Source organism: Variovorax sp. Soil_C_26, from assembly GCF_057657075.1.
On the sequence record NZ_JBDGJC010000001.1, the window covers coordinates 70,254 to 96,579 of the forward strand.

At 69.9% G+C, this 26,326-nt stretch carries 16 protein-coding genes and 1 tRNA gene; 11 read left to right on the top strand and 6 right to left on the bottom strand.

The window, feature by feature from the left end; translation table 11 throughout:
- Window positions 1-109: 109 nt before the first annotated feature.
- The 3 genes from AC3A6G_RS00335 to alaS form a co-directional block, all read right to left on the bottom strand.
- Window positions 110-709 (bottom strand): biliverdin-producing heme oxygenase, encoded by a 600-nt coding sequence (locus tag AC3A6G_RS00335; RefSeq protein WP_487861530.1) that lies wholly within the window; start codon window positions 707-709, stop codon window positions 110-112.
- Between the two features lie 106 nt (window positions 710-815).
- Entirely contained in the window at window positions 816-1,838 is a 1,023-nt protein-coding gene (locus AC3A6G_RS00340) for a 2-dehydropantoate 2-reductase (RefSeq protein WP_487872815.1), read from the bottom strand.
- A 30-nt stretch (window positions 1,839-1,868) separates the two neighbouring features.
- Complete coding sequence (gene alaS, locus AC3A6G_RS00345; protein ID WP_487872816.1) at window positions 1,869-4,493, bottom strand: alanine--tRNA ligase; 2,625 nt, start codon at window positions 4,491-4,493, stop codon at window positions 1,869-1,871.
- Between the two features lie 245 nt (window positions 4,494-4,738).
- Between alaS and AC3A6G_RS00350 the strand changes: the two genes are divergently transcribed.
- From AC3A6G_RS00350 to AC3A6G_RS00360, 3 genes are all read left to right on the top strand, one after another.
- The gene (locus tag AC3A6G_RS00350) at window positions 4,739-5,632 is read left to right on the top strand and encodes an arginase family protein (RefSeq protein ID WP_487861658.1); all 894 of its coding nucleotides are present in this window, start codon (window positions 4,739-4,741) and stop codon (window positions 5,630-5,632) included.
- A 238-nt stretch (window positions 5,633-5,870) separates the two neighbouring features.
- Window positions 5,871-6,146, top strand: coding sequence for a hypothetical protein (locus AC3A6G_RS00355; RefSeq protein ID WP_487861533.1), 276 nt, complete (start codon window positions 5,871-5,873; stop codon window positions 6,144-6,146).
- Between the two features lie 103 nt (window positions 6,147-6,249).
- Entirely contained in the window at window positions 6,250-6,648 is a 399-nt protein-coding gene (locus tag AC3A6G_RS00360; protein ID WP_487861534.1) for a hypothetical protein, read from the top strand.
- An 11-nt stretch (window positions 6,649-6,659) separates the two neighbouring features.
- Here the strand turns inward: AC3A6G_RS00360 and AC3A6G_RS00365 are convergent, their stop codons facing one another.
- Complete coding sequence (locus AC3A6G_RS00365) at window positions 6,660-6,899, bottom strand: hypothetical protein (protein ID WP_487861535.1); 240 nt, start codon at window positions 6,897-6,899, stop codon at window positions 6,660-6,662.
- A gap of 172 nt (window positions 6,900-7,071) precedes the next feature.
- Here AC3A6G_RS00365 and AC3A6G_RS00370 point away from each other — a divergent pair.
- Together AC3A6G_RS00370 and AC3A6G_RS00375 are read left to right on the top strand one after the other, a co-directional pair.
- A tRNA-Gly gene (locus AC3A6G_RS00370) sits at window positions 7,072-7,145 on the top strand.
- Window positions 7,146-7,356: 211 nt separating this feature from the next.
- A complete protein-coding gene (locus AC3A6G_RS00375; RefSeq protein WP_487861536.1) occupies window positions 7,357-7,776 on the top strand; it encodes a GFA family protein in 420 nt (139 codons plus the stop codon).
- 27 nt (window positions 7,777-7,803) lie between these two features.
- Here AC3A6G_RS00375 and AC3A6G_RS00380 read toward each other — a convergent pair whose 3' ends face one another.
- Window positions 7,804-8,571, bottom strand: a complete 768-nt coding sequence (locus tag AC3A6G_RS00380) for a TIGR04325 family methyltransferase (RefSeq protein ID WP_487861537.1) — start codon at window positions 8,569-8,571, stop codon at window positions 7,804-7,806.
- 51 nt (window positions 8,572-8,622) lie between these two features.
- Window positions 8,623-9,510 (bottom strand): class I SAM-dependent methyltransferase, encoded by an 888-nt coding sequence (locus AC3A6G_RS00385; RefSeq protein ID WP_487861538.1) that lies wholly within the window; start codon window positions 9,508-9,510, stop codon window positions 8,623-8,625.
- Between the two features lie 650 nt (window positions 9,511-10,160).
- Between AC3A6G_RS00385 and AC3A6G_RS00390 the strand changes: the two genes are divergently transcribed.
- The 6 genes from AC3A6G_RS00390 to AC3A6G_RS00415 are packed head-to-tail and all read left to right on the top strand — an operon-like array spanning window position 10,161 to window position 26,273.
- The gene (locus AC3A6G_RS00390) at window positions 10,161-17,516 is read left to right on the top strand and encodes a hybrid non-ribosomal peptide synthetase/type I polyketide synthase (RefSeq protein WP_487864388.1); all 7,356 of its coding nucleotides are present in this window, start codon (window positions 10,161-10,163) and stop codon (window positions 17,514-17,516) included.
- The gene (locus tag AC3A6G_RS00395; RefSeq protein WP_487861540.1) at window positions 17,513-22,501 is read left to right on the top strand and encodes an amino acid adenylation domain-containing protein; all 4,989 of its coding nucleotides are present in this window, start codon (window positions 17,513-17,515) and stop codon (window positions 22,499-22,501) included. The genes AC3A6G_RS00390 and AC3A6G_RS00395 overlap by 4 nt, the downstream gene beginning before the upstream one ends.
- A gap of 3 nt (window positions 22,502-22,504) precedes the next feature.
- Window positions 22,505-23,272 (top strand): 4'-phosphopantetheinyl transferase family protein, encoded by a 768-nt coding sequence (locus AC3A6G_RS00400; protein WP_487861541.1) that lies wholly within the window; start codon window positions 22,505-22,507, stop codon window positions 23,270-23,272.
- Window positions 23,269-24,108 (top strand): serine aminopeptidase domain-containing protein, encoded by an 840-nt coding sequence (locus tag AC3A6G_RS00405; RefSeq protein ID WP_487861542.1) that lies wholly within the window; start codon window positions 23,269-23,271, stop codon window positions 24,106-24,108. The genes AC3A6G_RS00400 and AC3A6G_RS00405 overlap by 4 nt, the downstream gene beginning before the upstream one ends.
- Window positions 24,101-25,039 carry an alpha/beta hydrolase family protein gene (locus AC3A6G_RS00410; RefSeq protein WP_487861543.1) on the top strand — a complete coding sequence of 313 codons (939 nt, stop codon included), beginning with the start codon at window positions 24,101-24,103 and terminating at the stop codon, window positions 25,037-25,039. The genes AC3A6G_RS00405 and AC3A6G_RS00410 overlap by 8 nt, the downstream gene beginning before the upstream one ends.
- 28 nt (window positions 25,040-25,067) lie before the next feature.
- A complete protein-coding gene (locus tag AC3A6G_RS00415; RefSeq protein WP_487861544.1) occupies window positions 25,068-26,273 on the top strand; it encodes a polysaccharide biosynthesis/export family protein in 1,206 nt (401 codons plus the stop codon).
- Window positions 26,274-26,326: the final 53 nt, after the last annotated feature.

The window sequence follows — 26,326 nt, forward strand, 5'->3', positions numbered from 1 at the left end:
GGGCACGATGGGTGTCAATGGGCGCGAGCCGCGCCGCACGAGGTCTGAGGGGAAATGGGAGCCGCTGGGATCATGCCTTGGCGTTCTCGTCGGGCTCGTCGGCCGTTTCCTACAGGCCGAAGCGCGGCATGAGGCTTCGGAAGCCGGCCACGGCGCCACGGCGCGCGGCATCGGCCGCGGACTGATCGACCAACGCGGCACCGAGCTGGGCCACGAAGTCCTTCCATTGCGCCGCCAGGCCGCAGGCTGCATCGACCGGCTGGAAGTAGCGCATCGGATGCGGCGCGAACCGCGGTGCGAGCCGCTTGTGCATGGCCGCGCCGCCGAGCTGCGAGCCTTCGAGCACATAGGCCAGGCCCCAGGCGAAGGCGGGTTCGCGTGCGGCCTCCTGCGCCAGCGCGGCGCGGTCATCGGGCCCGCCGTGCGTAACATACGTGCCGCCGATGTCGTCGAGATCGAGCGCCAGGACCGCGAGCCGCTGGTCGGTGCGCGCGGCCACGCGGTCGAGGCCTGCGATGCCGGGCGCTGCGAGCGCCTCGCGCACCGCCTGCAGCCAGGGACGCAGCGCGCGCAGATGCGCCGCATAGTCGGCGAGCGTGGCCTCCTCGCGTGCGATCGGCAGCTGGCTGTCGAGCGTCTCGTGCAGTTCGTGGGTGGCGTCGCGCAGCGGGCGCAGCACGTCGGCAAGGGCGGGCGGGTTGGTCGTCATGAGGCGAAGGCAACGGAGGTGGTGCCGAGCCTACGCGAATCAATGTTGAGCAGAGTGGGCACGCTTCCTCTGCATTAGTAGGAAATCTGGCCAACACGCGGAGAGCCTACAAACCCAGTGCGTCCTGCAACTGGCGCGCGCTCCAGCGTTTCGGCTGCTGCGGCCAGGCTTCGAGCAGCGCGACCATGCGCGCATTGCGCGGCGCGCTCAGGCCCTGCGCCAGTGCGAGCCGCACCACCTCGCCGCTGAGCGCATCGATCTCGGTGCGGCGGCCCAGCGCGAGGTCGTCGGCCATGCTCGAGCGCGCCTTGGCGTCGATGCGCAGCATGCGGGCCGCAACGATGCGGAACACCCAGTCGGGCAGGCGCAGCAACATCGGCAGCCGCTCGGCCGGCACGGCCGCCACCTGCGCGGGCGCGATGCCCGCGGCGCCGAGCACGCCGAGCGCCTCGTCGATCAGCGACGCGAAGCAGCGGCGGTAGCCGCGCAGCATCAGCTCCTCGCGCAGCGGCAGTCCCGAGAGTGCATTGACCGGGTTGTTGAGGTTGAGCATGAGCTTGCCCCACTGCACCGGCAGCAGGTCGGCCACCAGATCGAGCGGCACGCCGGCGCGCTCGAACACCGGCAGCCAGGGCCGCAGCGTCGCGTCGTCCTCGGCCGCCAGCCGGCCTGGCGTGCCGCGGTGGAACGCGCCGGGGCCGATCTCGGCCACGTTGTAGGGCACCATGCCGGCGCGCACGTTGAGCGAGGGGCCGACCAGCGATGCCTCGGCGCAGTTCGAGATGCCGTTCTGCAGCGAGAACACGGTGGTTCCCGCGGGCAGCGAGAACGCGAGCTCCCCGGCGGCCGCGGCCGTGGCGCCGCTTTTCACGCACAGCAGCACCAGCGCCGGCCGTGCGCCCACGGGCACCTGCCCGCATAACCGCAGCGATGCGGCCGGCAGCCGCCGCGGCGCGCCGCCATCGACATCGGTCAGCGTGAGGCCATGCGCGGCAAGCTGGTCGAGCACGCGCGGACGGCCGACGAAGGTGACCGGCACCCCCGCCGCCGCAAGGCTGCCGCCGATGAAGCAGCCGATCGTGCCGGCGCCCATCACGAGCACTTCACCTGGGACGGGGCCGCCTTGCATGAAGTGCTTGTTGCTGCTGCTGCTGCGGCCTCAGGTGCGTTCGGCGACCCAGGCCTGCACCGATTGCAGCGCGGCTGCAAGCCCCGCTGCATTCGTGCCGCCGGCCATGGCCATGTCGGCCTTGCCGCCGCCCTTGCCGCCGACCTGCTGGGCCACGAAGTTGACCAGCTCGCCGGCCTTGACCTTGCCGGTGCTGTCGGCCGTGACGCCGGCCGCGATCTGCACCTTGTCGCCGTCGACGGCGGCCAGCACGATCGCGGCGGTCTTGAGCTTGTCCTTGAGCTTGTCCATGGTGTCGCGCAGCGTCTTGGCGTCGGCGCCGTCGAGCTTGGCGGCCAGCACCTTGATGCCGTTGACGTCGACCGCCTGCGCCACGAGCTCGTCGCCCTTCGACGAAGCGAGCTTGCCCTTGAGCGCGCCCACTTCGCGTTCGAGCGCCCTCACCTGCTCGAGCACCTGCGCGAGCCGGCCCTGCAGCTCGGCCGGCGGCGACTTGAGCGTGGCGGCCACGCTCTGCACCGTGGCCTCGAGCGACTGCGTGTAGGCGAGCGCGTTGGCGCCGGTGATCGCCTCGATGCGGCGCACGCCGGCGGCCACGCCGCCTTCGCTCACGATCTTGAACAGGCCGATGTCGCCCGTGCGGCCCACGTGCGTGCCGCCGCAGAGCTCGCGGCTCGAGCCGATGTCGAGCACGCGCACGGTCTCGCCGTACTTCTCGCCGAACAGCATCATCGCGCCGGTCTTCTGCGCCGCTTCCATGTCCATCACGCGCGCCTGGGTCTCGGTGTTGGCCAGGATCTCGGCGTTGACGCGCTGCTCGATCTCGAGGATCTGCGCGTGCGTGACGGCCGCGTTGTGCGCGAAGTCGAACCGGGTCTTGTCGGCATCGACCAGCGAGCCCTTCTGCTGCACGTGCGTGCCCAGCACCTCGCGCAGCGCCTTGTGCATCAGGTGCGTGACCGAGTGGTTGCGCATGGTGGCGGCGCGGCGCGCGGTGTCGACCGTGGCCCGCACCGCGTCGCCGACCTTGAGCGTGCCCTGCGTCTGCGTGCCGTGGTGGCCGAACACGTCGGCCTTGATCTTCTGCGTGTCGTCCACGCCGAACTGCACGCCCTCGGCCACGAGCACGCCCTGGTCGCCGACCTGGCCGCCGCTTTCCGAATAGAACGGCGTGGTGTCGAGCACCACGATGCCGGCCTGGCCCTCTTTCAGTTCCTGCACCGGGGCGCCTTCGAAGTACAGCGCCACGACCTTGGCGTTTTCTTCCAGGCTTTGGTAGCCCGTGAAGACGTTGCCGGCGCCGCCGTATTCGACGTTGCGGTCCATCTTGAACTTGCCTGCGGCGCGGCCTGCGGCCTTCTGCTTTTCCATGGCCGCGTTGAAGCCGGCCTCGTCCACGCTCACGCCGCGCTCGCGGCACACGTCGGCCGACAGGTCGAGCGGAAAGCCGTAGGTGTCGTGCAGCTTGAAGGCCACCTCGCCCGGCAGCGTCTTCGCATCGCCAGCGAGCGCCGCGTCGAGGATCTCCATGCCGTTGGCAAGCGTCTCGAAGAAGCGCTCTTCCTCGGCCTTGAGCGTGTCGGTGATGCGCTTCTCGTCGGCCACGAGCTTGGGGTACGCGTCGCCCATGAGCCTGGCCAGGTCGGCCACCAGCTTGTGGAAGAACGGCTTCTTCTGCCCGAGCTTGTAGCCGTGGCGGATCGCGCGCCGGATGATGCGGCGCTGCACGTAGCCGCGGCCCTCGTTCGACGGGATCACGCCGTCGGCCACCAGGAACGATGTGGCGCGGATGTGGTCGGCAATCACCCTGAGCGAGTTGTTGGCGAGGTCTTGCTCGCCGGTCTCGCGTGCGGCCGCCTTGATGAGCGCATCGAAGATGTCGATCTCGTAGTTGCTGTGCACGTGCTGCAGGATCGCGGCCAGGCGCTCAAGGCCCATGCCGGTGTCGACGCAGGGCGCGGGCAGCTTCTTCACGGAGCCGTCGGGCTGCATGTCGAACTGCATGAACACGTTGTTCCAGATCTCGATGTAGCGGTCGCCGTCTTCATCCGGGCTGCCGGGCGGGCCGCCGGGAATCTCGGGGCCGTGGTCGTAGAAGATCTCGGAGCACGGGCCGCACGGGCCGGTGTCGGCCATCATCCAGAAGTTGTCGGACATGTAGCGTCCGCCCTTGTTGTCGCCGATGCGCACCACGCGCTCGGGCGGCAGGCCGATTTCCTTGGTCCAGATGTCGTAGGCCTCGTCGTCCTCGATGTAGACCGTGGCCCAGAGCTTTTCGGCCGGCAGCTTGTAGACCTGCGTCAGCAGCTCGAACGCCCACTTGAGCGAATCGCGCTTGAAGTAGTCGCCGAAGCTCCAGTTGCCCAGCATCTCGAAGAAGGTGTGGTGGCGCGCGGTGTAGCCCACGTTCTCGAGGTCGTTGTGCTTGCCGCCGGCGCGCAGGCAGGCCTGGACCGAGGCCGCGCGCACGTAGGGGCGCTTGTCTTCGCCGAGGAACACGTCCTTGAACTGAACCATGCCCGAGTTCGTGAACATGAGCGTCGGGTCGTTGCCCGGCACCAGCGAGCTCGAAGGCACCACCGTGTGGCCCTTGGAGGCGAAGAAATCGAGAAAGGTCTTGCGGATGTCCGCGACCGTGATTGTGGGCTGGCTCATCTTTGGGTTCGTCGTCTTCCGTCGGGGCGGCGCGGCGATGGCGACCCCGTGTCGAACCCACTGCGGCGAACCGGCCCGGCTGCTTGATTTGCTGGACCGGCGATTATAGGTTTGGCCACTGTCCCCGGCAGGCGCGCGCAGAGCAGCCTCGCGGACGACAGGTCGAAGCGTTTCGCCCTGGGCCGGATGGTCACAGAATGGTTGCAGTGACTTGTTCCGCAAGGCAGCCGCCAACGGAGGTGCTCATGCCGATCCTTTCCTTTGCGATTCTCGAAGCCCCTTCCACGCTGGGGCTGGCGACGAACGGCGTGGAACGCCTGCCCGACCGGCTCCTGGGGCACGACCTTGCAAGGCGCATCGGTGCGCGCCGCGCCGGGCGGCTGGCGGTGCCACCGAAGCACCCTGTGCCCGACCAAGAGACCGGCATCCTCAATGCCCCAGCCATCGCGGCATGGTCGCCCGTGCTCGCCGACGCGGTGAAAGCGGTGCTCGACGCGGGCGAATTCCCGGTCGTGCTGGGCGGCGATTGCACGATCCTGCTGGGCTCGATGCTCGCGTTTCGGCGGCGCGGCCGATATGGGCTTTTCTTCATCGACGGCAACGCCGACTTCTTCCAGCCCGAGGCGGAACCGAATGGCGAAGGCGCCTCGATGGACCTTGCGCTCGTCACCGGCCACGGCCCGCCGCAACTGACCGGCCTCGAAGGCCGCGGTCCTCTGGTCCGTCCCGAAGACGCCGTGGCCTTCGCGTACCGCGATCACGAGGACCAGGCAGCGTACGGAAGCCAGCCACTCCCCGAGGCGCTCAAGGCGATAGACCTTCCCGCCGTGCGTGCGATGGGCATCGAGGCTGCTGCACGCGAAGCGGTCGCGCACCTGACGCGAGAGGAACTGGACGGCTTCTTCATCCATCTCGACGCCGATTGCCTCGAAGACGCGATCATGCCGGCCGTCGATTTCCGCGTGCCGGGCGGGTTGTCCTGGAAGGAGCTGGAGACCGCGCTTCGGGTTGCCCTGGCGAGCGGCAAGGCCGCCGGCATCGAGATCACCATCTACAACCCGCGCCTCGATGCGGACGGCAGCGCCGGCCGCGGCCTCGCCGACGTGCTGGCCGCTGCGCTTGGCACGGCAGCGCCCTGAACACAGCGGCGGAACCAAACGCGCCCGGCTTCGTCCTATCCATTCCCGGCTGACATCGAGTCGATCAAGGAGCGTGCATGGCGGGTCATGAGGCGGCACACTGGCAGGTCGAGGACCTGGACTTCTCCCGCTGCGCGATCTTGCGAACCGGATCGCGGGCGACGAGGTCAGCCACTACAAGCATTTCGACCGCTTCTTCCGCCGCTACCGCGCGCAGGAAGGGCTCGGCCGGCTCCGCGTGCTGCGCACCATCGGCCGCCGCACCCTCGAGCTCAAGAGCGAGGACGCCGACTGTGCCGTGCGCCATGCGGCGCGCGCGCGGGCGCCCGAGCGTGCGGGCGACGCCGCCTACATCGAGCGGCTCAGCCGGCGCATGAACCGCAGCATCCGCACCCACCTGAGCGCGGGCGCGACGCTCAAGATGCTGATGCGCCCGCTCGAACTTCCAGCCCGCGTGCAGACAGTGGTCCAGTACCCGATCAGGCAGCTCATGACGCATGTGTTCCTTCGCTGACGCGCACCCGCCATGCCGTTCTCTGCTGCGCTTTCTCCCCTGGAATACCCACCGGACACCGGTCAATTTACGTATACTTTTGGACTATATATTGGGAACTGCCATGCCTGACTTCATCCCGCGCAACGCCAGCCTGGAATGGGCGTCGATGTTCGCCGCCGAATGGACGCGCCTGGCTGGCGGGCGCGCCGACCACGAGTTCCTGATCGACCAGGGCCTGACGCTCGTGCGCGTGGTGGGCGACCGCTCGCCGGCCGAGGTGGCCCGCCTGCACTTCGAGAACACGCCCGAACCCGAGCAGCTCGCACGCAACTTCGAGGCCGACTTCACCGCGCTGGCGGCCGAGCTCGGCATCATCCACGCCGGCGAGCCGCTCGACCAGGCGCACATCGACTTCGCGCACGGCGTGGCCGAGTTGTGCGCGACGATGGGCGACGCCTATGGGGAGACGGCGCATGGGCCGGCGGGACGGCATTGGCGGGCTGTGCATGGGCCGGTTTGAGGGCCGACGGCTCAGCAACGCTCAGCGCTTGGTGTGCACGGCGCACGCATCAGATCGAACCAGCCCAGGGGCGTGATCCGCCGCACGACGGCGAGCCTCGGAGGCATGCCGCCAGCGGCGGGCGAATGCTCGAGGGAACCATCGATGAGGCCTGCAGAAAGCAACTCGGCGACGCAAGCGATATCTGCGGGGTCCTGGATCCGCAGCGGAAATTCGGCGCGCTGGATTTTTTGCAGGTAGTCGGACGGCATCGCCAGACGATACGCAATCTGCTCGCTGCGCCGGGGCCGCTTTGTTAACAGTCTTGGCCGTACCGCGCAATTTTTCACGAGTTCTCGAACAGAAGCAGCCTTGGCCGCGGGGTCCGAATGCGGCGAGGGCGGTCGGTATGTCCGAGGAGACACGTTAGAATCCGCGCCTGCTGCGGGTGTAGTTCAATGGTAGAACGGCAGCTTCCCAAGCTTCATACGAGGGTTCGATTCCCTTCACCCGCTCCATTCAGTCCGCCCGCTGGCGACTGAACCGGATCAGCGCCCGCGCGCCATTCGATCCTCCACCGCCCGCATCCACTCGCGCCTGACGTCGCCCCATTCGCGACGGTCTTGTTACTCCCCCTTTGCGCCTCGCTCCAACTAGATTGCGCATTACCGCCCGGCGATCAACGCGCCGGACATCGACGCAATGAACGAGCTGAAAAGGAAACAAGCCATGCCCTCCCCCTACACCGGCGGCTGCGCCTGCGGCGCGATCCGCTACGAGATCACCGGCGAGCCGATCTTTCAGAACGACTGCCAGTGCCTCGACTGCCAGCACATGAGCGGCAGCGGCCACAACTCGTACCTCTCGTTCGACCGCGCAAGCGCCAGCCTCAGCGGCGAAGCGACGCTGTGGGATGCGGTGGCCGACAGCGGCAACGTGAAGACGCGCGCGTTCTGCCCGACCTGCGGCTCGCCCGTGTATGTGACCTTCGCGGCCATGCCGGGCAACATCGCCGTGCATGCGGCGAGCCTCGACGATCCCTCGCGCTATCGGCCGCAGGTGGTCACCTACGCGGTGCGCGGGCACGCATGGGATTTTCTCGATCCGGCGCTGCCGAAGATCGAACGCATGCCGCAGCCGACTGCCTGAGCCGCCCCGCTACGGCGCTGGCGGGCTTCAACCCGCCAGGTCGAAGCAACAGCCCGCGTAGTACGGCTTGTCGCCACCCTCGACGAAAGGCACCTCGATGGGCTTGCCCTCGTTGCGCCAGGCGTCGCGGCGCTTGTAGCCCGCCTGGCGCAGTTCGGCCCAGAGTTCCTCGTCGTGCTGGATGCGGTACGGGCACACCGCGAAGCCGATGCTGTTGAGCGTGTAGATCGTGCGCTCGGGATGGACCGCGGTGGTGTTCATCACGATGCGCTTCGGCTTGCTCTCGAGCGCGCCGAGGATCTCGCCGATGCCGATCGGCAGGTACTGCAGGCTGCCCGACACGTACAGCACGTCGCAGCCGCTCGCCTCGCGGTAGTCGGTGGTGAAGTCCAGTTGCGCGGTGGCCTCGCGCCGCACTGCGAGCTCGCGGCCGGTCTGCACCACGCCTGGCACGTCGCACACGGTCCAGTGCAGGCCGCCGGGGTACGGCAGCACGCGCTTGAAGGCGTAGTACTTGATGCCGACGTGGCCGCCCAGATCAAACACGCGCCGCATGCCCGCATCGACCGAACGCGAGAGCCAGAACAGGCCGGGATAGTCCCAGAAGTAGATCTGGTGGCTGTACACCTCCCAGGCGGCCTCGGCGTTGTCGTAGCCCACCGGCTTCGACTCGGGCGCACCGGCCTCGGCATCGGCAAAGCTATCGAACGAGCCCATGAAGAGGTTCTCGTCCTGGTTGTCCAGGAACTTGCGCCGGTAGGCGCTGGGGGTCATCGGCTGCAGGTTGGCGAGCATCTTGTTTTCTCCTTCGGCGGTCTGTTTATTCGTTCATTGGCTCATTGCGGTTCACCCGGGCGATGGCGCCTGCGCCTCACCGCGCCGCGTGGCCACGCACATCAGCGACAGCGCACTGGTCGCCGCTGAAGGCTGGCGTCCCGACAGCACATTGCCGATGCGGTACTTCAATTGCGCCGGGCCAACCACGCCACTCAGCGCCTCGGCGCCGACCTGGTGGTTGTGTGCATAGACGCGCACGTCGAAATCGAGCGGCTCGAGCGTGGAGCGGAAGAACTCGTGCGTGACGCCGTCGCCGGGCTGGTGATGCACCTCGGTGCGCAGCCCCCACGACTGCTGGCTGCCGGTCTTGTGAAAGCCGTGCCGCGTGGCGCGGTAAACCCACAGCCGCGCATCCCACATCAGCTTCGCCAGACCCTTGTAATCCCATGCGCTGAGCTGCGGATCGTGATCGGTCACGAGCACGCCATTCGGCTTGACGAGCCGCGCGGCTTCGCGCAGCACGGCGGCCATGTCGTCGCAGTGGTGCAGCGACGCATTGATGGCCACGATATCGGCCACTTGCGAGCGAAATGGCGTGTGCGCGGCATCGGCGAGCACCGCGGTATAGCCCAATTTGGACGCCAATTCCAATGAGCCGGGCGCCACGTCGACACCGACCAGCAGGCGTGGTTTTCCACCCAGCGTCGCAAAAATATTGCCCGGCCCACAGCCGAGATCGATCACGACCTTGTCGGTCCAGTCGCCCGCCGCTGCGAGCCATCGGCTCCTGAAATGTGCGTCGCGGTGGCAGAAATCCAGGTACTCCTGGGCCCATTCCAGGTTCCCAAAATACGTGGCATTGGCATGTATCGCCTCGCTCTGTCGGGTTGACCCCCATTCGAAGTACGTTCCGAAGTGCTTCAGTCTCACATCAGGCAATAGGATTTCGCCAAACATTTTGATTCCTTCGAAAGAGGGACGGCAATGGCAACAATTTCGCAAGAATTACATGCCTTCGAAGTTTTAGCGGGTGATTTTTGATCCGGTTACAAGCCCGTCAAATTAAAAACAGCGGCGTCCTACCCAGAACCCCCTAGACCCAAAGTTCTCGTCCTTGCCGGTGTCGCGCCAGAGCCACTGCGCACAGGAGCCAGGCCGTGCAGCCCGCCGGAGCACGCCACGGCTCACCCCGACGCGCGCGCGTTGTACGCCAGTTCCGCGTGGCCGAGGCAGGCTCTTTGTCATGGGTACCAGCGCAATCGGCGGGACGCTTGTCTCCCCTCAAAAGGGGGCGCAGCGCCCATGCAGGAACAGCCTGTGATTTCTACATTGGACCCAGGCGATCCGTTGGGACCCCCTTTTTTTTCAGGTACCGCAGTGCGTGAGGTTGGCGATGGCTACCCCGTTCAGGCGATATCCGGTAGTACTCCTTTGTAACGTTCGATTCGACACTGTAACTTGGCGAACATGCGCACCCACCCCGCGGGGCAAAACCCATAGGATCGCCAACCCAAATATGACCAAACGTACTACCCGCCCTTCCCGCTCATCAATAGCGCTTTCCTGACCGCGTTATTGGTACCCATTTTCCGATCCAGGCCTTCTTCATGAAACTCCAGAATGCTTCCCGGGCTCAAATCGAAATCCACCCGCTTTCATTGGGTGACCTCTTCGTTTCCCCCCTCAATAGGAAGCTTTCAGAGGACCGCGTCGAAAGCGCATTGGCGCTCGCGGGAGATGGCGCACATCCGGGATTGCAACAGCGTGTAGCCGCCGGACACACGCTCGATACGCCCCTTGCCGCGGCCTGGCTGCTGCTGCAGGCACGCTGGCTCGGCGCAGAGCGGCCGGTGCTGCACGAAATGCTCCCGGGCGCGGAAGCGGCCGCAGGCCTCGCCACCGCCGAGGCGGCGTTCGATCCAGCCCAGCCCGCGGGCAGCTGGCTCGCTGCAATCGATCGGCAGCGGCGCGAGCCGGGCGTGGCAAGCGCGCCAGCCTCGCCGCCCACCGCGCTCTGGGTTCGTGGCCGCCCCGACCAATCCTGTGCCCAGGTACCGCTCTCGCTCTGGCTCGACGCCGAGGCCGAGCCGCCATGCCTTCGCCTCGATGCGGCCGCAGGCCTGCTCGACGCGGCATCGGCCACGCAATTGCTCGCCGCCATCGCACACACCGCCGACAAATTGCTCGCGCGTCCCGACGCGCCCCTTGGCGACATCGATACCCTGCCTCCCGCCGACCGCGAGCAGCAGTTGCGCACCTGGAACACCGCCCCCGCGCCGCTCGATCCGCGCCTCACCGTGGCGACCCGTTTCGCGCGCCAGGCCGCGGCCACGCCAGACGCGGTGGCGCTGGCGCAGGGCGACGAGCGCATGAGCTATGCCGAACTCGCCCGGCGCTCGGACCGGCTCGCACATCGCCTGCAGCACCTGGGCGTGCAGGCGGGCGACAGCGTCGGGCTGCTGCTCGACCGCTCGATCGCGGCGGTGGTGGCGCAGCTCGGCATCCTCAAGGCCGGCGCGGCCTACGTGCCGGTCTCGCCGGACTTCCCGCTCGAACGCATCGCGCACATGCTCGACGAGGCCGGCGCGCGGCTGGTGCTGATCGGAGCGCCGGACTGGCGCCACCTGGTGCCCGCCACCAACGCCGTGCTGACCTTCGACGGCAGCGAGGGCACCGACGCCGCCGAAGGCCTCGCCCCGTGGAAGACGCCCGCGATCGACGGCGAATCGATCGCCTACGTCATGTACACCTCGGGCTCCACCGGCACGCCCAAGGGCACCGAGATCGGCCACCGCGCTATCCTGCGCCTGGTCGTCGGTGCGGACTATGCCGAGCTGGCGCCGGGCCGCGCGGTTCTGCATGCCGCGCCGCTCGCCTTCGATGCGGCCACCTTCGAGATCTGGGGCCCGCTGCTCAACGGCGGCTGCTGCGTGGTGCACGGCGAGCGCGTGCCCACGGGTGCCGGCCTCGCGCAGACCATCGCGGCACACGGCATCCACACCGCCTGGCTGACGGCGGCGCTCTTCAACGCGGTGATCGACGAAGACCCGGCGCATCTCGCGGGCCTCTCGCACCTGCTCACGGGCGGCGAAGCGCTGTCGGTGCCGCATGTGCGGCGCGCGCTCGCGGCGCTCCCGGGCCTGGTGCTCAGCAACGGCTACGGGCCCACCGAATGCACCACCTTCGCGGCCACGCACCGCATTCCGGCGGCGCTGCCGAGCGACCTTCGCTCGGTGCCGCTCGGCCGCCCGATCACCGACACGGTGCTGCGCGTGCTGAGCCCGTCGATGGCGCTGCTACCGGCCGGCTTCGTGGGCGAGCTCTGCATCGGCGGCCACGGCCTGGCGCGCGGCTACCTCGGGCAGCCCGCGCTGACGCAGGAGCGCTTCGTGCCCGACCCATTCGGCGCGCCCGGCGAGCGCCTCTACCGCACCGGCGACCTCGCGCGCTGGCTGCCCGACGGCACGCTCGAATTCATCGGCCGGCGCGACGGGCAGGTCAAGATCCACGGCCACCGCATCGAGCTCGGTGAGGTCGAGACGGCGATCCTCTCGCATCCCGCCATCCAGAGCTGCGCGGTCGTCGCGCGGCCCGATGCCCAAGGTCAGCTGCGCCTCGTGGCCTACCTGGTCGCGCGCTCGCAGCGGCTGTCGTGGGAGGCACTGCGAGCCCACCTCGCTGCACGCCTGCCGGCGGCGCTGCTGCCCTCGGCCCAGGTCTGGCTCGCGCAGCTGCCGGTCACGCCCAACGGCAAGCTGGACCGCAAGGCGCTGCCCGAACCCGCGGTCGAGCGGCCCGAACTCGCGCAGCCCTTCGAAGAAGCGCGCAGCGCCGCCGAGCAGCGCGTGTGCGATGCCTTCGCGCATGCCCTGCACATCGACAAGGTCGGCCGCAACGACAACTTCTTCGACCTCGGCGGCGACTCGGTGCGGGTGCTGCAGGTGTTGGCCGAGCTGCAGCGCGAAGGCGGGCTCAGGCTGTCGACCAACCTTTTCTTCCGCCATCCCACGCCGGGCGCGATCGCGGCCGAGCTCGAGGCTCCAGCGGCCGAGGCGCAGGCCCTGGTACCCGCCACGCCAGCCCCGGCCGCAGCCCCCGCCGGGATGACCGACGCCATCGCACTCATCGGCACCGCCGGCCGCTTTCCCGGTGCGGCGGACGTCGAGCAGTTCTGGGACAACCTCGTCGCGGGCCGCGACACCATCAGCTTCTTCGACGACGAGACGCTCGATGCGGGCGTGAGCGAGGCGCTGCGGCGCGACCCGGCCTATGTGCGGGCGCGCGGCGTGATCGAGGGCATCGAGAACTTCGACGCCGCCTTCTTCGGCATCGGCCCGAAGGAAGCCGCGCTGATGGACCCGCAGCAGCGCGTGTTCCTCGAGATCTGCTGGGAATGCCTCGAGCGCGCAGGCTATGTGCCCGACGACGCGCCCGGCCCGGTGGGTGTGTACGCGGGCATGTACAACGCCAGCTACTTCCAGCGCCACGTCGCCACCCGGCCCGACCTGGTCGAGGCGGTCGGCGAGTTCCAGGTGATGCTGGCCAACGAGAAGGACTACATCACCACGCGGGTCGCCAACCGGCTCAACCTCACCGGCCCGGCGGTCAGCATCCACACCGCGTGCTCCACCTCGCTGGTGGCGGTGGCGCAGGCCTTCCAGGCGCTGCGCACCGGCCAGTGCTACATGGCGCTCGCGGGCGGCGCGTCGGTCACCTGCCCGCCGCGCAGCGGCTACCTCTACAACGAGGGCTCGATGCTCTCGCCCGACGGCCACACGCGCAGCTTCGACGCGAAGGCGCAGGGCACCGTCTTCAGCGACGGCGCCGCGGTGGTGCTGCTCAAGCGCCTGGCCGATGCGCAAGCCGACGGCGACACGGTCTATGCGGTGCTGCGCAGCGCCTGCGTCAACAACGACGGCGGCGCCAAGGCCAGCTTCACCGCGCCCAGCGTCGACGGGCAGGCGGCGGTGATCCGCGCCGCGCTCGCGGCGGCCGAGGTCGACGCGCGCAGCATCTCGTACGTCGAGGCGCACGGCACCGCCACGCCGATGGGCGACCCGGTCGAGGTCGAGGCGCTCACCTGCGCCTATGCCGAGCACACCGATGCGCTCGGCTACTGCACGCTCGGCTCGCTCAAGAGCAACGTCGGCCACATGGTCACGGCCGCGGGCGCCGCCGGCCTGATCAAGACCGCGCTCGCGCTGCACCACGAGCTGATACCGCCGACCGCGCACTACAGCGAACCCAACCCGGCCATCGACTTCGCGCGCACGCCGTTCCACGTCACGCCGAGCCTGCAGCGCTGGCCGCGCACGGCGGGCCAGCCGCGGCGCGCCGGCGTCAGCGCCTTCGGCGTGGGCGGCACCAATGCGCACGTCGTCGTCGAGGAAGCACCCCCGCGCCCCGCCTCGGGCGCCGCGCGCGGTGCCCAGGTTCTGCCGCTCTCGGCGCGCTCGGAAGCCGCGCTCGCCGTGGCCACCGAGCAGCTCGCGGCGCACCTCGAGGCCACGCCCGGCTTGCCGCTGGCCGACGTGGCCTACACGCTCGGCGTCGGCCGCAAGGCCCATGCCTTTCGCCGTGCAGTCGTCGCGCACGACACGACCGAGGCCATCGCCGCGCTGCGCGCCGACGGCAGCCCCTGGCGGGCCAGCGGCCGGGTTGACGCGCGCGCGCCGCAGCCGGTGCTGCTGTTCCCGGGCCAGGGCGCGCAGTACGTCGGCATGGGCCGCGTGCTGCATGCGAACGACCCGGTGTTCGCCGCCGCCTTCGACACCTGCCTGAAGGCCTTCGCCGGCGTGCTCGACGTCGACCTGCGCGAGCGCATCTTCTGCGGCGATGCCGATGCGCTGCGGCCGACGTCGGTCACGCAGCCCGCCCTCTTCGCCATCGAGTACGCGCTGGCGCGCCGCCTGCTCTCGCTGGGCGCACGGCCGCATGCGTTGATCGGCCACAGCGTGGGCGAGTTCGTCGCCGCCGTGATCGCCGGCGTGATGCGGCTCGAAGATGCGGCACGGCTCGTGGCCCGCCGCGGCGCGCTGATGCAGGCGCAGCCCCCGGGCGCGATGCTCTCGGTGCGCCTGGGCGCCGCCGAACTCACGCGCCGGCTCGGCCCCGTGCTTTCGCTCGCGGCGGTCAACGGACCGACGGCCTGCGTCGCGGCCGGGCCTTCCGAGGCCATCGAGACGCTGCGCCTCTCGCTGCAGGAAGAAGACATCGGGAGCCGCCTGCTGCAAACCTCTCACGCCTTCCATTCATCGATGATGGACGCCGCCGTGGCCCCGTTCGAGGCGCTGGTGCGCGACGTGGCGCTGCAACCGCCCACGCTCCCGATCTACTCGACGCTCACGGGCCGCCGCCTCGAAGACGCCGAGGCCACCAGCCCCGCCTACTGGGCACGCCACCTGCGCGGCACCGTGCAGTTCTCGCCCGCGGTGCAGAGCGCCATGGCCGATGCGGCGCGGCCGCTCTTCATCGAGGTCGGCCCGCGCAACACGCTCGCCACGCTGGCGCGCCAGCACGGCGCCCGCGAGGCGATGTCGCTGCTGCACGGCGAGCCGGCCGACGAGTGCCGCACGCTGCGGCTCGCGCTGGCGCGGCTGTGGACCTGCGGCACCGAGCTCGAAGTGTCGCGGCTCGCCGTGCGCGCCGGCGCACAGCGCGTGCGCCTTCCCACCTATCCCTTCGAACGCAAGCGTTTCTGGGTCGACATCGCAACCACCGCAGCGAATGCGGTGGCCGCGCCGGCCGCTGCACCGCCTGCGCTTGCCTCCCCCCTCTTTTCCTCCGCCCCACCCACCTTGTTCCAGGAGCCGAACGTGACCGCTGCTGCGTCCCCGCCACCCATCACCCCTGCCTCAGCGCCCTCGCAGGCGCTCGCCGCATCCATCGATGCGCGCCTGCGCGCGCTGTTCGAAGACATCTCGGGCGTCGACATGGCCCAGGCCGAAGGCCAGGCTGCCTTTGGTGAACTCGGCCTCGACTCGCTGACGCTGACCCAGGTCGCGACGCAGATCAAGAAGCACTTCAAGGTCGGCGTGAGTTTTCGCCAGCTCATGGAGAACTACCGCAGCTTCGACACGCTCGCCGCGTTCCTGCGCCAGAGCCTGCCGGTCGAGGCCGTGCCCGTGGTGGCTGCCCCCGCCCCGGCCGCGGCCTCTGCGCTCGCCGCGCCCCTGCCGCCGGCCACGCCGCCAGCCCAGGCGATCGACCTGGCGGCCGGCTCGCCGATCGCGCAACTGGTCGCGCAGCAGATGGAACTGATGCGCCAGCAGCTCGCGCTGCTGTCGGGCGCAGGTGCGGTGTCGGCCGTGGCCGCCGCGGCCATGCCGGTCGAAGCCGCGCAAGCGCACGCGCCAGCCGCCGCCGACGAAGCCCCGTCCGCGCCCCCGAAGGAAGCGCAGCGCTACGACGTCGCCAAGGCCTTCGGCGCCATCGCGCGCATCCACACGCAGCGCACCGCCGAGCCGAGCGGCCGCCAGAAGGCGCGGCTCGCGGCCTTCGTGCGGCGCTACGTGGCGCGCACGCAGAAGAGCAAGGCGTTCACCGAGACCCACCGCCCCCACATGGCCGATCCGCGCGTGGTCAACGGCTTCCGCCCGATGACCAAGGAGATCACCTACCAGATCGTGGTCGAGCGCTCCAAGGGCTCGAAGCTCTGGGACATCGACGGCAACGAATACGTCGACGTGCTCAACGGCTTCGGCATGAACATGTTCGGCTGGCAGCCCGACTTCGTGCTCGAGGCGGTGCGCCGCCAGCTCGACGCCGGCTACGAGATCGGGCCGCAGCATCCGCTTGCGGCCGAGGTCACGGCGCTCGTCTGCGAACTCACGGGCAATGACCGCGCCGCGCTCTGCAACACCGGCTCCGAGGCGGTGATGGCGGCGCTGCGCATCGCGCGCACCGTCACCGGGCGCAGCAGCGTGGTCGTGTTCACCGGCTCGTACCACGGCACCTTCGACGAAGTGCTGGTGCGCGCCGGCAAGGGCCACAAGGGTCTGTCGGCCGCACCCGGCGTGATGAGCGGCATGTTCGGCGACGTCCGCGTGCTCGACTACGGCTCCGACGAGGCGCTGGCCTTCATCCGCGAGAACGCCGACGACCTTGCCGCGGTGCTGGTCGAGCCGGTGCAGAGCCGCCGGCCCGACTTCCAGCCACGCGAGTTCCTGCAGCAGGTGCGCGCCATCACCGCGCAGCACGGCGCCTGCCTGATCTTCGACGAGGTCATCACCGGCTTTCGCGTTGGCCTGGGTGGCGCGCAGGAACTGTTCGGCGTGCGCGCCGACCTTGCGACCTACGGCAAGGTCATCGGCGGCGGCATGCCGGTGGGCGTGATCGCGGGCAAGCGCAGCTTCATGGACGCGCTCGACGGCGGGGCCTGGGCGTACGGCGACGACTCGATCCCCGGCGTGGGCGTGACCTACTTCGCCGGCACCTTCGTGCGGCACCCGCTCGCACTCGCCGCCTCCAAGGCCGCGCTGCTGCACCTGAAGGAATGCGGCCCCGCGCTGCAATCCGCGCTGACCACCAACACCGCCGCCATGGCCGACGAGCTCACCGCCTGGTGCGCCGAGGTGGGCGCGCCCATCGCGCTGCGGCATTTCGCGTCGCTCTGGCGCGTGAGCTGGCTCGAGGAGCATCCGCTGCAGGACCTGCTCTTCGCCATGATGCGCAGCCGCGGCGTGCACATCCTCGACAACTTCCCGTGCTTCCTCACCAGCGCGCACAGCGCCGAGGACATCGCGCTGATCCAGCGCGCCTTCAAGGAATCGGTGGCCGAGATGCAGGAGTCCGGCTTCCTGCCGCGCCGCGCCAGCGTCGTGACGGGCTTCGACTACCGCAAGGCGCAAGACGAAGACGGTTCCGTCCTGGCCCGCGACGTCGATGGTCAGCCCTTCTGGTATGTGCCCGACGCCGCCGGCGCCGGCAGCAACTCCCTCCTCCATGGAAAGGCCGCAGCATGAATGCCGTTCTCCGTCCCACCGCCGCCAGCAGCTTCGTCGAATGCGTGATTCCCACGACGGAATCGCAGCGCGAAGTCTGGCTCGGTGCCACCATGAGCACCGAAGCCTCGCTCGCCTACAACGAATCGGTGCTGCTGCGCCTTCGCGGCGCGCTCGACGGCGACGCCATGGCCTGCGCGATCGAACGCCTGGTCGAGCGCCATCAATCGCTGCGCGCCACCATCTCGCCCGACGGCAGCTGCATGCTCGTGGGCCAGCGCGGCGAGACCTGGCTCGTCCGGCACGACCTGAGCGGCCTGCCGCCCGAGGCCCGCACCGAAGCGCTGCAGGCCGCACACGAGGAAGCCGTCTGCACGCCCTTCCTGCTCGAGCAAGGTCCGCTGTTCCGCGCCGCGCTGTACCGGCTCGGCGAGACCGAGCATGAGCTCGTCATGTCGGCGCACCACGTCGTCTGCGACGGCTGGTCGTGGATGGTCATCGCCGAGCAGCTCGGCCAGCTCTATGCCGAGCAGACTGGCAACGGCCCGCCGCTCAAGGCCGCGCCGAGCTATTCCGATTTCGCCGCCCGTGAAGCCGCCGAGGCCGCGCACCCCGACATGCAGCCGCACGTGGACTACTGGCTCGAGCGCTTCTCTGGCAGCACGCTGCCGGTGCTCGAACTGCCGGTCGACCGCCCGCGTCCCGCCGTGCGCACCTTTGCGTCGCGGCGCGCCGAACGCCTGCTCGACCGCAAGCTGGTCGCGGGCGTGCGCTCGATGAGCGCGAAGGCCGGTGCGAGCCTGTTCGCCGGCCTGCTCGGCGGCTTCGCGGCGACGCTGTACCGCCTCACCGCGCAAGACGACCTCGTGATCGGCATCCCGGCCTCGGGCCAGGTGGCACGCGATATGCCGGGGCTGGTGGGCCACTGCGTCAACCTGCTGCCGCTCAGGCTCAGCGCCCACGGGCAGTTGCGCTTCGATGCGCTCGTGGGCGACTGCAGCACCACCGTGCTCGACGCCTTCGACCACCAGGCGCTCACCTATGGCGCGCTGCTCGGCAAGCTGTCGCTGCAGCGCGATGCCAGCCGCTTGCCGCTGGTGAGCGTGGCCTTCAACGTCGACCCCGACGTGGCGGGCGGCACCCAGGCCTTCCAGGATCTCGAGGTCGTGCAGGACACCATCGCGCGCCGCTACGAGAACTTCGAGCTGTTCCTCAACCTGCGCCCGATCGACGGCGGGCTGATGGTCGAGGCTCAGTACAACGCCGACCTGTTCGACGATGCCAGCATCGCGCGCTGGCTCGACATGTACGAGTGCCTGCTGCGCTCGGCCGTGTGCAACCCCGCCGAAACCATCGGCCGGCTCGATGTGCTGTCGCCCGAAGCGACCCAGGCGCTGCTCGCGCTGCAGCCCTTGCCCGTCGAACTGGCACTTCCACCGCATGCGCTCGCGGGCTTTCTCGCGCGCGTGCCGCAGCAGCCCCACAGCCCGGCCGTGCGCGACGGTGCGCGCGTCTGCAGCTATGCCGAACTCGATGCGCAGTCGAACCGGCTCGCCCGCGCGCTGCGTGCGCGCGGCGTCGGCCGCGGCCGGCGCGTGGGCCTGTGCGTCGAGCGCAGCCTCGAGATGATGATCGCTCTGGTGGCCGTGCTCAAGGCCGGTGCTGCCTACGTGCCGCTCGATCCCGCCTTTCCGCAGGCGCGGCTCGACCACTATGCGCAGGACGCAGGCCTCTGCTTGCTGCTGACCACGTCTGACCTGCCCATGGCACCGCGCGGTTCGGGCGCCCCGGTGTTCGAGTTCGACCGCGACGACGCCTGGCAGCAGGAATCCGGCGCGCCGCTCGAACCCAGCGACCAGGACGCCGGCCCCGACGATGGCGTCTACGTGATCTACACCTCGGGTTCCACCGGCCTGCCCAAGGGCGTGAGCGCCCGGCACTTGTCGGTCGCCGTGCTGCTGCAGTGGATGCATCGCCGCTCGGCCTTGTCGAGCGCCGACCGCATCGCGGCGGTGACCACGCTGTCGTTCGACATGGCGGTGCCCGACCTGCTGCTGCCGCTCGCGGCTGGCGCCGAGATCGTGATGGTGCAGCGCGAGCTCGCGATGGACGGCGTGCGCCTGTCCAGGTTGCTGCAGGACGAAGGCATCACCTTCCTGCAGGCGACGCCCGGCATGTGGCAGCTGCTGGTCGATGCGCAGTGGCCCGGCGCGCCCGGCTTCCGCGGCTGGATGGGCGGCGAGGCCCTGCGGCCGAGTTTTGCGCTCGCGCTCTGCGAGCGGATCGACGAGCTCTGGAACGGCTACGGCCCGACCGAGACCACGGTCTACTCCACCGCCTGGCGCGTGGATCCCGAGGTGGTCGCGGCGCGCGGCGTCTCGATCGGCCTTCCGGTGGACAACACCGAAATCTGGATCCTCGACGAAGCGATGCAGCCCTGCCCGATCGGCGTGCCGGGCGAGATCTGCATCGCGGGCGACGGCCTGGCTCATGGCTACATCGAGCGCCCCGAACTCACGGCCGAACGCTTCGTGAACGTGCGCATCCTCGGCCATGCCAAGACGGTGTACCGCAGCGGCGACCGCGGCCGCTGGCGCAACGACGGGCTGATCGAACACCTCGGCCGGCTCGACTTCCAGCTCAAGGTGCGCGGCTACCGCATCGAGCCGGGCGAGATCGAGGCGCGCTGCGTCGAGGTGCCGGGCGTCTCGCGCGCGGTGGTGGTGGCGCGCGAGGACAGCCCCGGCGATGTGCGGCTGGTGGCCTACCTGGCGCTCACGCCGGGCGTCGACTTCGGCCTCGACGCGCTGATGCTGAACCTGCGTGAAAACCTGCCGGCCTTCATGCTGCCGCAGCACGTGGTGGCGCTCAAGTCGCTGCCCACGCTGCCCAACGGCAAGGTCGACCGCGTGGCGCTGCCGGCGCCGCAGGCGGCTGCGCGCGAAGAGGTGCGGCGCGGCGCCGGCCCGCGCAACGACTGCGAGCGCAAGGTGCTCGAGACGATGGAGAAGGTGCTGAGCCTGCCCGGCCTCGACATGCAGGACGACTTCTTCACCATGGGCGGCCATTCGCTGCTGGCGTCGCGCCTGACGACGCTGCTGGGCCGCGAGTTCCAGGTCACGCTGCCGCTGCGCGCGCTGTTCGAGGCGCCCACGGCCGAACGGCTGGCCGTGGTGATCGCCGGGCTGCAGCGCGCCGGTGCCGGCACCCAGGCGCCACTGCCCTGCCGGCCCGAGCGCGCCACGGCGCCGCTGACGGCGGCGCAGGAGCGCATCCTCTTCATGGAAGACCTGCACCCGGGCCGCTCGCTCTACAACGCGCCCTCGGCACAGCGCCTGACCGGCAACTTCGATGCCGCGCGCTTCGACGCCGCCTTCAAGGAGATCATCCGCCGCCAGCCCGCGCTGCGCACGCGCATGGGCACCGATCCGGACACCGGCCGGCCGGTGCAGCTGATCGCCGAATCGGTCGACTTCACGCTGCCCGTGATCGACCTGCGCAAGCTGCCGGCCGACCAGCGCGAGGCCGAACTCGCCGAGCTCATGCAGGAGATCGCCGACGAGCCGATCGACATCCACCGCGCGCCGATGATGCATGCGGCGGTGTTCCAGCTCGACGAGCACGAGCACGTGTTCCTGTTCGTGCCGCACCACCTGGTCTGGGACGGCTGGTCCTTCGACCTGCTGCAGCGCGAGTTGTCGGCGATCTACGACGCGGCCGAACGCGGGCGCACGCACACCCTGCCCGCGCTCGCCACCACGCACGGCGACTATGCCGAGTGGCTCGCCGGCTGGATGAAGGAGCCGGCCTTCCAGCCGCAGCTCGACTTCTGGCTCGATCGCTTCGCCAAGGCACCGATGCCGCGCCTGCCGCGCACCGACATGCCGCGCCGCGCGGGCAAGAGCGGCCAGGGCGGTGCACAGTGGATCCGCGTCGACCTCGCGGTCACGCAGCAGCTGCGCAAGATAGCGCGCGACATGGACGTGACGCTCAGCATGCTGACGTTCGGCATCTACGCGCTCACCATGAGCCGCGTCATCGGCTCGGAGACCGTCGTCATCGCCAACCCGGTGCGCGGCCGCCAGCAGCCCGAGACCGAGGATGTGATGGGCTTCTTCAACAACGTGCTGCCGGTGTCGCTCACGGTCGATGCAGCGGCTTCATTGCCCGAGTTCATGCGCTACGTGAAGGGCGAGCTGCTGGCGCTGATGAACTACCAGCAGGTGCCCTTCGAGCGCCTCATGGCCGAGCCCGTGCTCGCCAGCCGCATCCGCTCGGTCGGCCCCTACCAGGCAATGTTCTCGTTCCAGGATGCACGCGACCGCGCACGCCGGCTCGGCAGCCTGCAGACCCGGCAGCTGCACCTTATGCAGCGCGGTGCCACCGACGACATCGGCGTGTGGCTCATGGACAAGCCGCACGGGCTCGAGGGCGCGCTGATCTACAACGCAGACATCTACCTGCGCGAGACCGGTGCGCAGCTGCGCGACCGCTACCTCGAGGTGCTGCACCGCGTGGTCGAACAGCCCGCGGCGACGCTCGCCACGTTGGCGGCCGAAGAAGGCTCGCCCAGCGCGCTGTACCTGCGCCGGCTCGCGGCTGCCGAACCGACGAAGACGCTGGTGTCCGAGGGCGCCGCGCCCGGTACCAAGGTCGAGGAGATCCTGCTGAACCCCGAGCACGCCAAGCTCGCGCAGATCTGGGCCTCGGTGATCGGCATCGACGTGAACGACATCCGGCCCACCGACAACTTCTTCGATCTCGGCGGCGACTCGCTGCTGGTGCTGCGCGCCATCGAGCAGGCCGAGCGCACGCTCGGCTACCACGTGGCCTCGCGCCGCTACCTGTTCGAGAACCTGGGCCAGATCGCGGCCACGGCGCATGCGGGACTCGACGAAGCCGACAGCGCCGAGACGCTGCGCGTGCCGCTCGCACAACTCAAGAGCGCCGCGCGCAGCGAAGGCTTGCTGAGCCGCGCATTCGGCGGCTGGCTGCGCAGGGAGTGAACCATGGGCTACGCTGACTTTTCCCTTTCCGCGGTCGAGGCGCCGGTCTGCCGGTACCTCGAACTCGACGACCGCGCCAGCGGCGACGCCGAGCTGGTGCTGTGCGACGAGGAGCGCGCCCGCGCCGCGCAGTTCCGCTTTCCGGCCGATCGCCGGCGTTTCGTGACCGCCCACGCGGCGCTGAGGCGCGCGTTGGCCGAGCAGACCGGCCAGCGCCCCGAGGCGCTGTGCTTCACGCGCAGCGCCTTCGGCAAGCCGTCGCTCGCGGACGGGCCGCGCGTGCATTTCTCGCTGAGCCACAGCCATGCTTTGGGCCTGATAACCATCGGCCGGCGCGGACCGCTGGGCGCCGATGTCGAGGTGCTGCGCCCGGTGCCCGACGCGCTCGAAATGGCCGAGCGCCACTTCACGCCGTCCGAGCATGCCGCCCTCGCGGCGCTGCCCCAGGCCGAGCGCGAGCATGCGTTCCTGGTCTGCTGGACGCGCAAGGAGGCCTGCCTCAAGGCCATCGGCCTCGGGCTGATCGTGCCGCCCGATCGCTTCGAGGTCGGCATCGAAGCCGACTGCCGCAGCGTCGAGGTGCCGGTGGCCGGCCGCATCCTGTGGCTGGTGCTGCAGCCTGCGCCGCTGCGCATCGACAGCGTCGGCTCGATCGCGGAATGGCGGCAGACCCGCGTGCGTGCAAGCCAGCCGGCCGCTTCTGCGGTGGACGCCTTCATGCGGCACCGGGCCGCGCCCGGTGCCCGGCGCCACGGGGAGCTGACCCAATGAGCGCCTTGCCGTTCATGTTCGGCCCGGCCTCGCGCCAGTTGTTCGGCGTGTACCACCCGGCCGCCGAGGTGCGCGAGACGCGTGAAGCGCACCTCACGCTGCGCAGCGCGGCACTGCTGTGCCCGCCCTTCGGCCAGGAAGGCCTGCGCACCCACCGCTTCTTCAAGGTGCTGGCCGAGCGGCTGGCGCGCACCGGCACGGCCACGCTGCGCTTCGACTTCCACGGTGCAGGCGATTCGCCAGGCGACGAGGCTGACGGCGACCTCGACGGCTGGCGCCGCGACCTGTGCACCGCGCACGAGGAACTGCGGCAGCGCAACCCGCATGCGCGCATCGTCTGGATCGGGGCGCGGCTCGGTGCCACGCTCGCGGTGCTGGCCGCGCGCAGCGGCCGCAGCGACCCCTCTCGGCTGGTGCTCTGGGAGCCGGTGATCGACGGCCAGCGCTATGCGCGCCACCTGCGCGAGCAGCACGTGGCCGCGATCGACGCCACCTTCTGCATTCCCGACCTGGCCTGGCGCCGCGGCCTCTCGCGCGAGCCCGACGCCATGCCCGAGGAGGCGCTCGGCACCGTGTTCTCGCCCGCCCTGCGCGCGCAGCTCGAGACGCTGGCGCCGGCCTCGCTGCCGCTCACGGCGCTGCACGAGACGCTGGTGCTCACCGGTCCCGACGACGAACCCACCGCGCGCTGGGCGGCCGAGCAGCAGTCGCGCCACATGCCGGTTCGGCTCGCCTACCTGCAGCACCGCCTCGACTGGACGTCCGACCCGTACCCCAACAGCGCGATGGTTCCGGCCGATGCGCTCAACCGTCTTCAGGGAGCCCTTCATGAATGACACCATGTCGCAGACACCGATCCGCTTCGGCACCGACGACGCGCTCGTGGGGATGCTGACCACGCCGCGGCAACAGGGATCCGCCAACGTGGCCTGCCTGATGTTCAACATGGGCGCCAACCACCGGGTCGGCCCGCGCCGCATCAACGTCAAGCTCGCCCACCTGCTGGCGGCGCGCGGCGTGAGCAGCCTGCGCTTCGATCTCGGCGGCATCGGCGACAGCGACGCCTCGGGCACCTCGCACGACGTGCAGGGCCGCGCGCTCGGCGACCTGCGCGCCGCCATGGACCTGGTCGAAAGCCGGCTCGGCATCCGGCAGTTCGCGATCGTGGCCATGTGCTCGGGCGTCGAGCATGCGGTGGCCGCGGGCGTGACAGATTCGCGCGTGGTGGCGCTCACGCTGTTCGACGGCTTCGCGTTTCCCGAACGCCGTGCCCGCTGGGAGCGCACGCTGCGCCGCGCGCTCGCCGCGCCGGTGCATCCCTCATTCCCCGGCAAGGCCAAGCGCTGGCTGCTGCGCCGCGTGCTGCGCAGCCATGCTGCCACGCCGCTGCCGGGCTTCTTCACCGAGAAGCAGCCGATGGCGGAGAGCGCCGCCTGGTTCGGCGCCAACATGCGCCGCCTGGTCGAGCGGCACGTGGCGGTGCAGCTGCTCTATTCGGGCTCGCTGCACGTCAGCGACCACGACCGTGACCAGCTCGGCGCGTTTGCGCGCGAGCCGTTCGCCCAGTCGCTGCAGTACGAATTCATGCGCGAGGTCGACCACACCTTCGCCACGGCCAGGGGACAGCAGCTGTTCCTGAAGTCGGTCGGCGACTGGGTCTGCGCCTGCGCCTGCGCGGGTACCGCCGGGGCCGAGCGCCGGCCGCCGCCGCAAGCTGTCTCACCGGCCGCCGGGCCTGCGCTGCACGGCGCCTACGTCCCGCAGTGACCCCCACACCAGGAGCAAGGACATCCCCATGGCACACCTCGAACTCGCCCGTTCCCCGCACGGCGCATGCGCCGCCTCCGCCCCCTTCGGGGAAACCGCGCCGGCGCGCATCCGGCGCCGGCTCGCACCGCTCGCCGTGCTCCTGCTGCCGCTGGCCCTGGCGGGCTGCGGCGCGCCGGGCTTCGGCTCGCCCGACAGCGGCAGCTGGACCACGACGCGCAGCGACGGCAGCGGCCAGCTGGTGGCGCCGAAGATCGTCACCATCACGCCCGACGTGGTGCGCGCCCAGGCCGCGCTGAACCCGCAGGCCGTGCCGGCCGACGTACAGCAGCTGTTCGGCAAGGCGCCGGGCTACACCATCGCCCCAGGCGACGTGATCGGCATCGTGGTGTACCGCCACCCCGAGCTGATGCCCAACGCTGGTGCGGTGATCTCGCAGCAGTCGGACCCGACCGGCGTGAGCGTGGCGCCGGGCTTCATCGTCGACGGCGAGGGGGAGATCAGCTTTCCCTACATCGGCCGCACCAGGATCGCGGGCATGACCGAGCGCACCGCGGCCGAGTTCATCACGAAGCGCATCGCGCCGTACGTGAAGGATCCGCTGGTCAGCGTGCGCATCCAGTCGTTCCGCGGCCGGCGCGTCTACGTCGAGGGCGAGGTCCGCCAGCCGGGCCTGCAGATCTTCACCGACATTCCGATGACGCTGGCCGAGGCGATCAACCGCGCCGGCAGCACCACGCCGACCGGCGACCGCTCGCGCGTCACGCTCAAGCGCGGCGACCGCACCATGGTGATCGACCTGCCGATGCTGCAACGCTACGGCTACGACGCGAGCCGCATCCCGCTGCAGAACGGCGACATCGTGAACGTCGGCACACGCGAGGACAGCCGCGTCTACGTCATGGGCGAGATCCGCAACCCCTCGGCGCTCTTGATGCGCAACGGGCGCCTGAGCCTCAACGAGGCGCTCGGCGATGCCGGCGGCCCCGAGGCGCTGACCGCCTCGCCGGGCCAGATCTACGTGGTGCGCAACTCGAACTCCGACGTGCCAGAGGTCTATCACCTCGACGCCAAGAACCCGATCGCGCTGGCGCTGGCCGACCGTTTCGAGCTGCGCGCGCGCGACGTGGTCTACATCGACCCCGTGCCGCTGGTGCGCTGGAACCGGGTGATCAGCCTGATCCTTCCTGCTGCGCAGGTCGTGAACCTCGGCGGCACCGCCAGCCGGCGCTGAAGCGCCACCCTCCGCCCCTTCCCCCGTCAAGGCAACACAAAAAGGTGACCTCC

Excerpts from the sequence above, each read along its gene's own strand:
- AC3A6G_RS00335 (WP_487861530.1), bottom strand. The coding sequence starts at position 709 with ATGACGACCAACCCGCCCGCCCTTGCCGACGTGCTGCGCCCGCTGCGC.
- AC3A6G_RS00390 (WP_487864388.1), top strand. The coding sequence starts at position 10,161 with ATGAAACTCCAGAATGCTTCCCGGGCTCAAATCGAAATCCACCCGCTT.
- alaS (WP_487872816.1), bottom strand. The coding sequence starts at position 4,493 with ATGAGCCAGCCCACAATCACGGTCGCGGACATCCGCAAGACCTTTCTC.
- AC3A6G_RS00340 (WP_487872815.1), bottom strand. The coding sequence starts at position 1,838 with ATGCAAGGCGGCCCCGTCCCAGGTGAAGTGCTCGTGATGGGCGCCGGC.
- AC3A6G_RS00375 (WP_487861536.1), top strand. The coding sequence starts at position 7,357 with ATGCCCTCCCCCTACACCGGCGGCTGCGCCTGCGGCGCGATCCGCTAC.
- AC3A6G_RS00365 (WP_487861535.1), bottom strand. The coding sequence starts at position 6,899 with ATGCCGTCCGACTACCTGCAAAAAATCCAGCGCGCCGAATTTCCGCTG.
- AC3A6G_RS00350 (WP_487861658.1), top strand. The coding sequence starts at position 4,739 with ATGCCGATCCTTTCCTTTGCGATTCTCGAAGCCCCTTCCACGCTGGGG.
- AC3A6G_RS00385 (WP_487861538.1), bottom strand. The coding sequence starts at position 9,510 with ATGTTTGGCGAAATCCTATTGCCTGATGTGAGACTGAAGCACTTCGGA.
- AC3A6G_RS00410 (WP_487861543.1), top strand. The coding sequence starts at position 24,101 with ATGAATGACACCATGTCGCAGACACCGATCCGCTTCGGCACCGACGAC.
- AC3A6G_RS00415 (WP_487861544.1), top strand. The coding sequence starts at position 25,068 with ATGGCACACCTCGAACTCGCCCGTTCCCCGCACGGCGCATGCGCCGCC.
- AC3A6G_RS00380 (WP_487861537.1), bottom strand. The coding sequence starts at position 8,571 with ATGCTCGCCAACCTGCAGCCGATGACCCCCAGCGCCTACCGGCGCAAG.
- AC3A6G_RS00405 (WP_487861542.1), top strand. The coding sequence starts at position 23,269 with ATGAGCGCCTTGCCGTTCATGTTCGGCCCGGCCTCGCGCCAGTTGTTC.
- AC3A6G_RS00360 (WP_487861534.1), top strand. The coding sequence starts at position 6,250 with ATGCCTGACTTCATCCCGCGCAACGCCAGCCTGGAATGGGCGTCGATG.
- AC3A6G_RS00400 (WP_487861541.1), top strand. The coding sequence starts at position 22,505 with ATGGGCTACGCTGACTTTTCCCTTTCCGCGGTCGAGGCGCCGGTCTGC.
- AC3A6G_RS00395 (WP_487861540.1), top strand. The coding sequence starts at position 17,513 with ATGAATGCCGTTCTCCGTCCCACCGCCGCCAGCAGCTTCGTCGAATGC.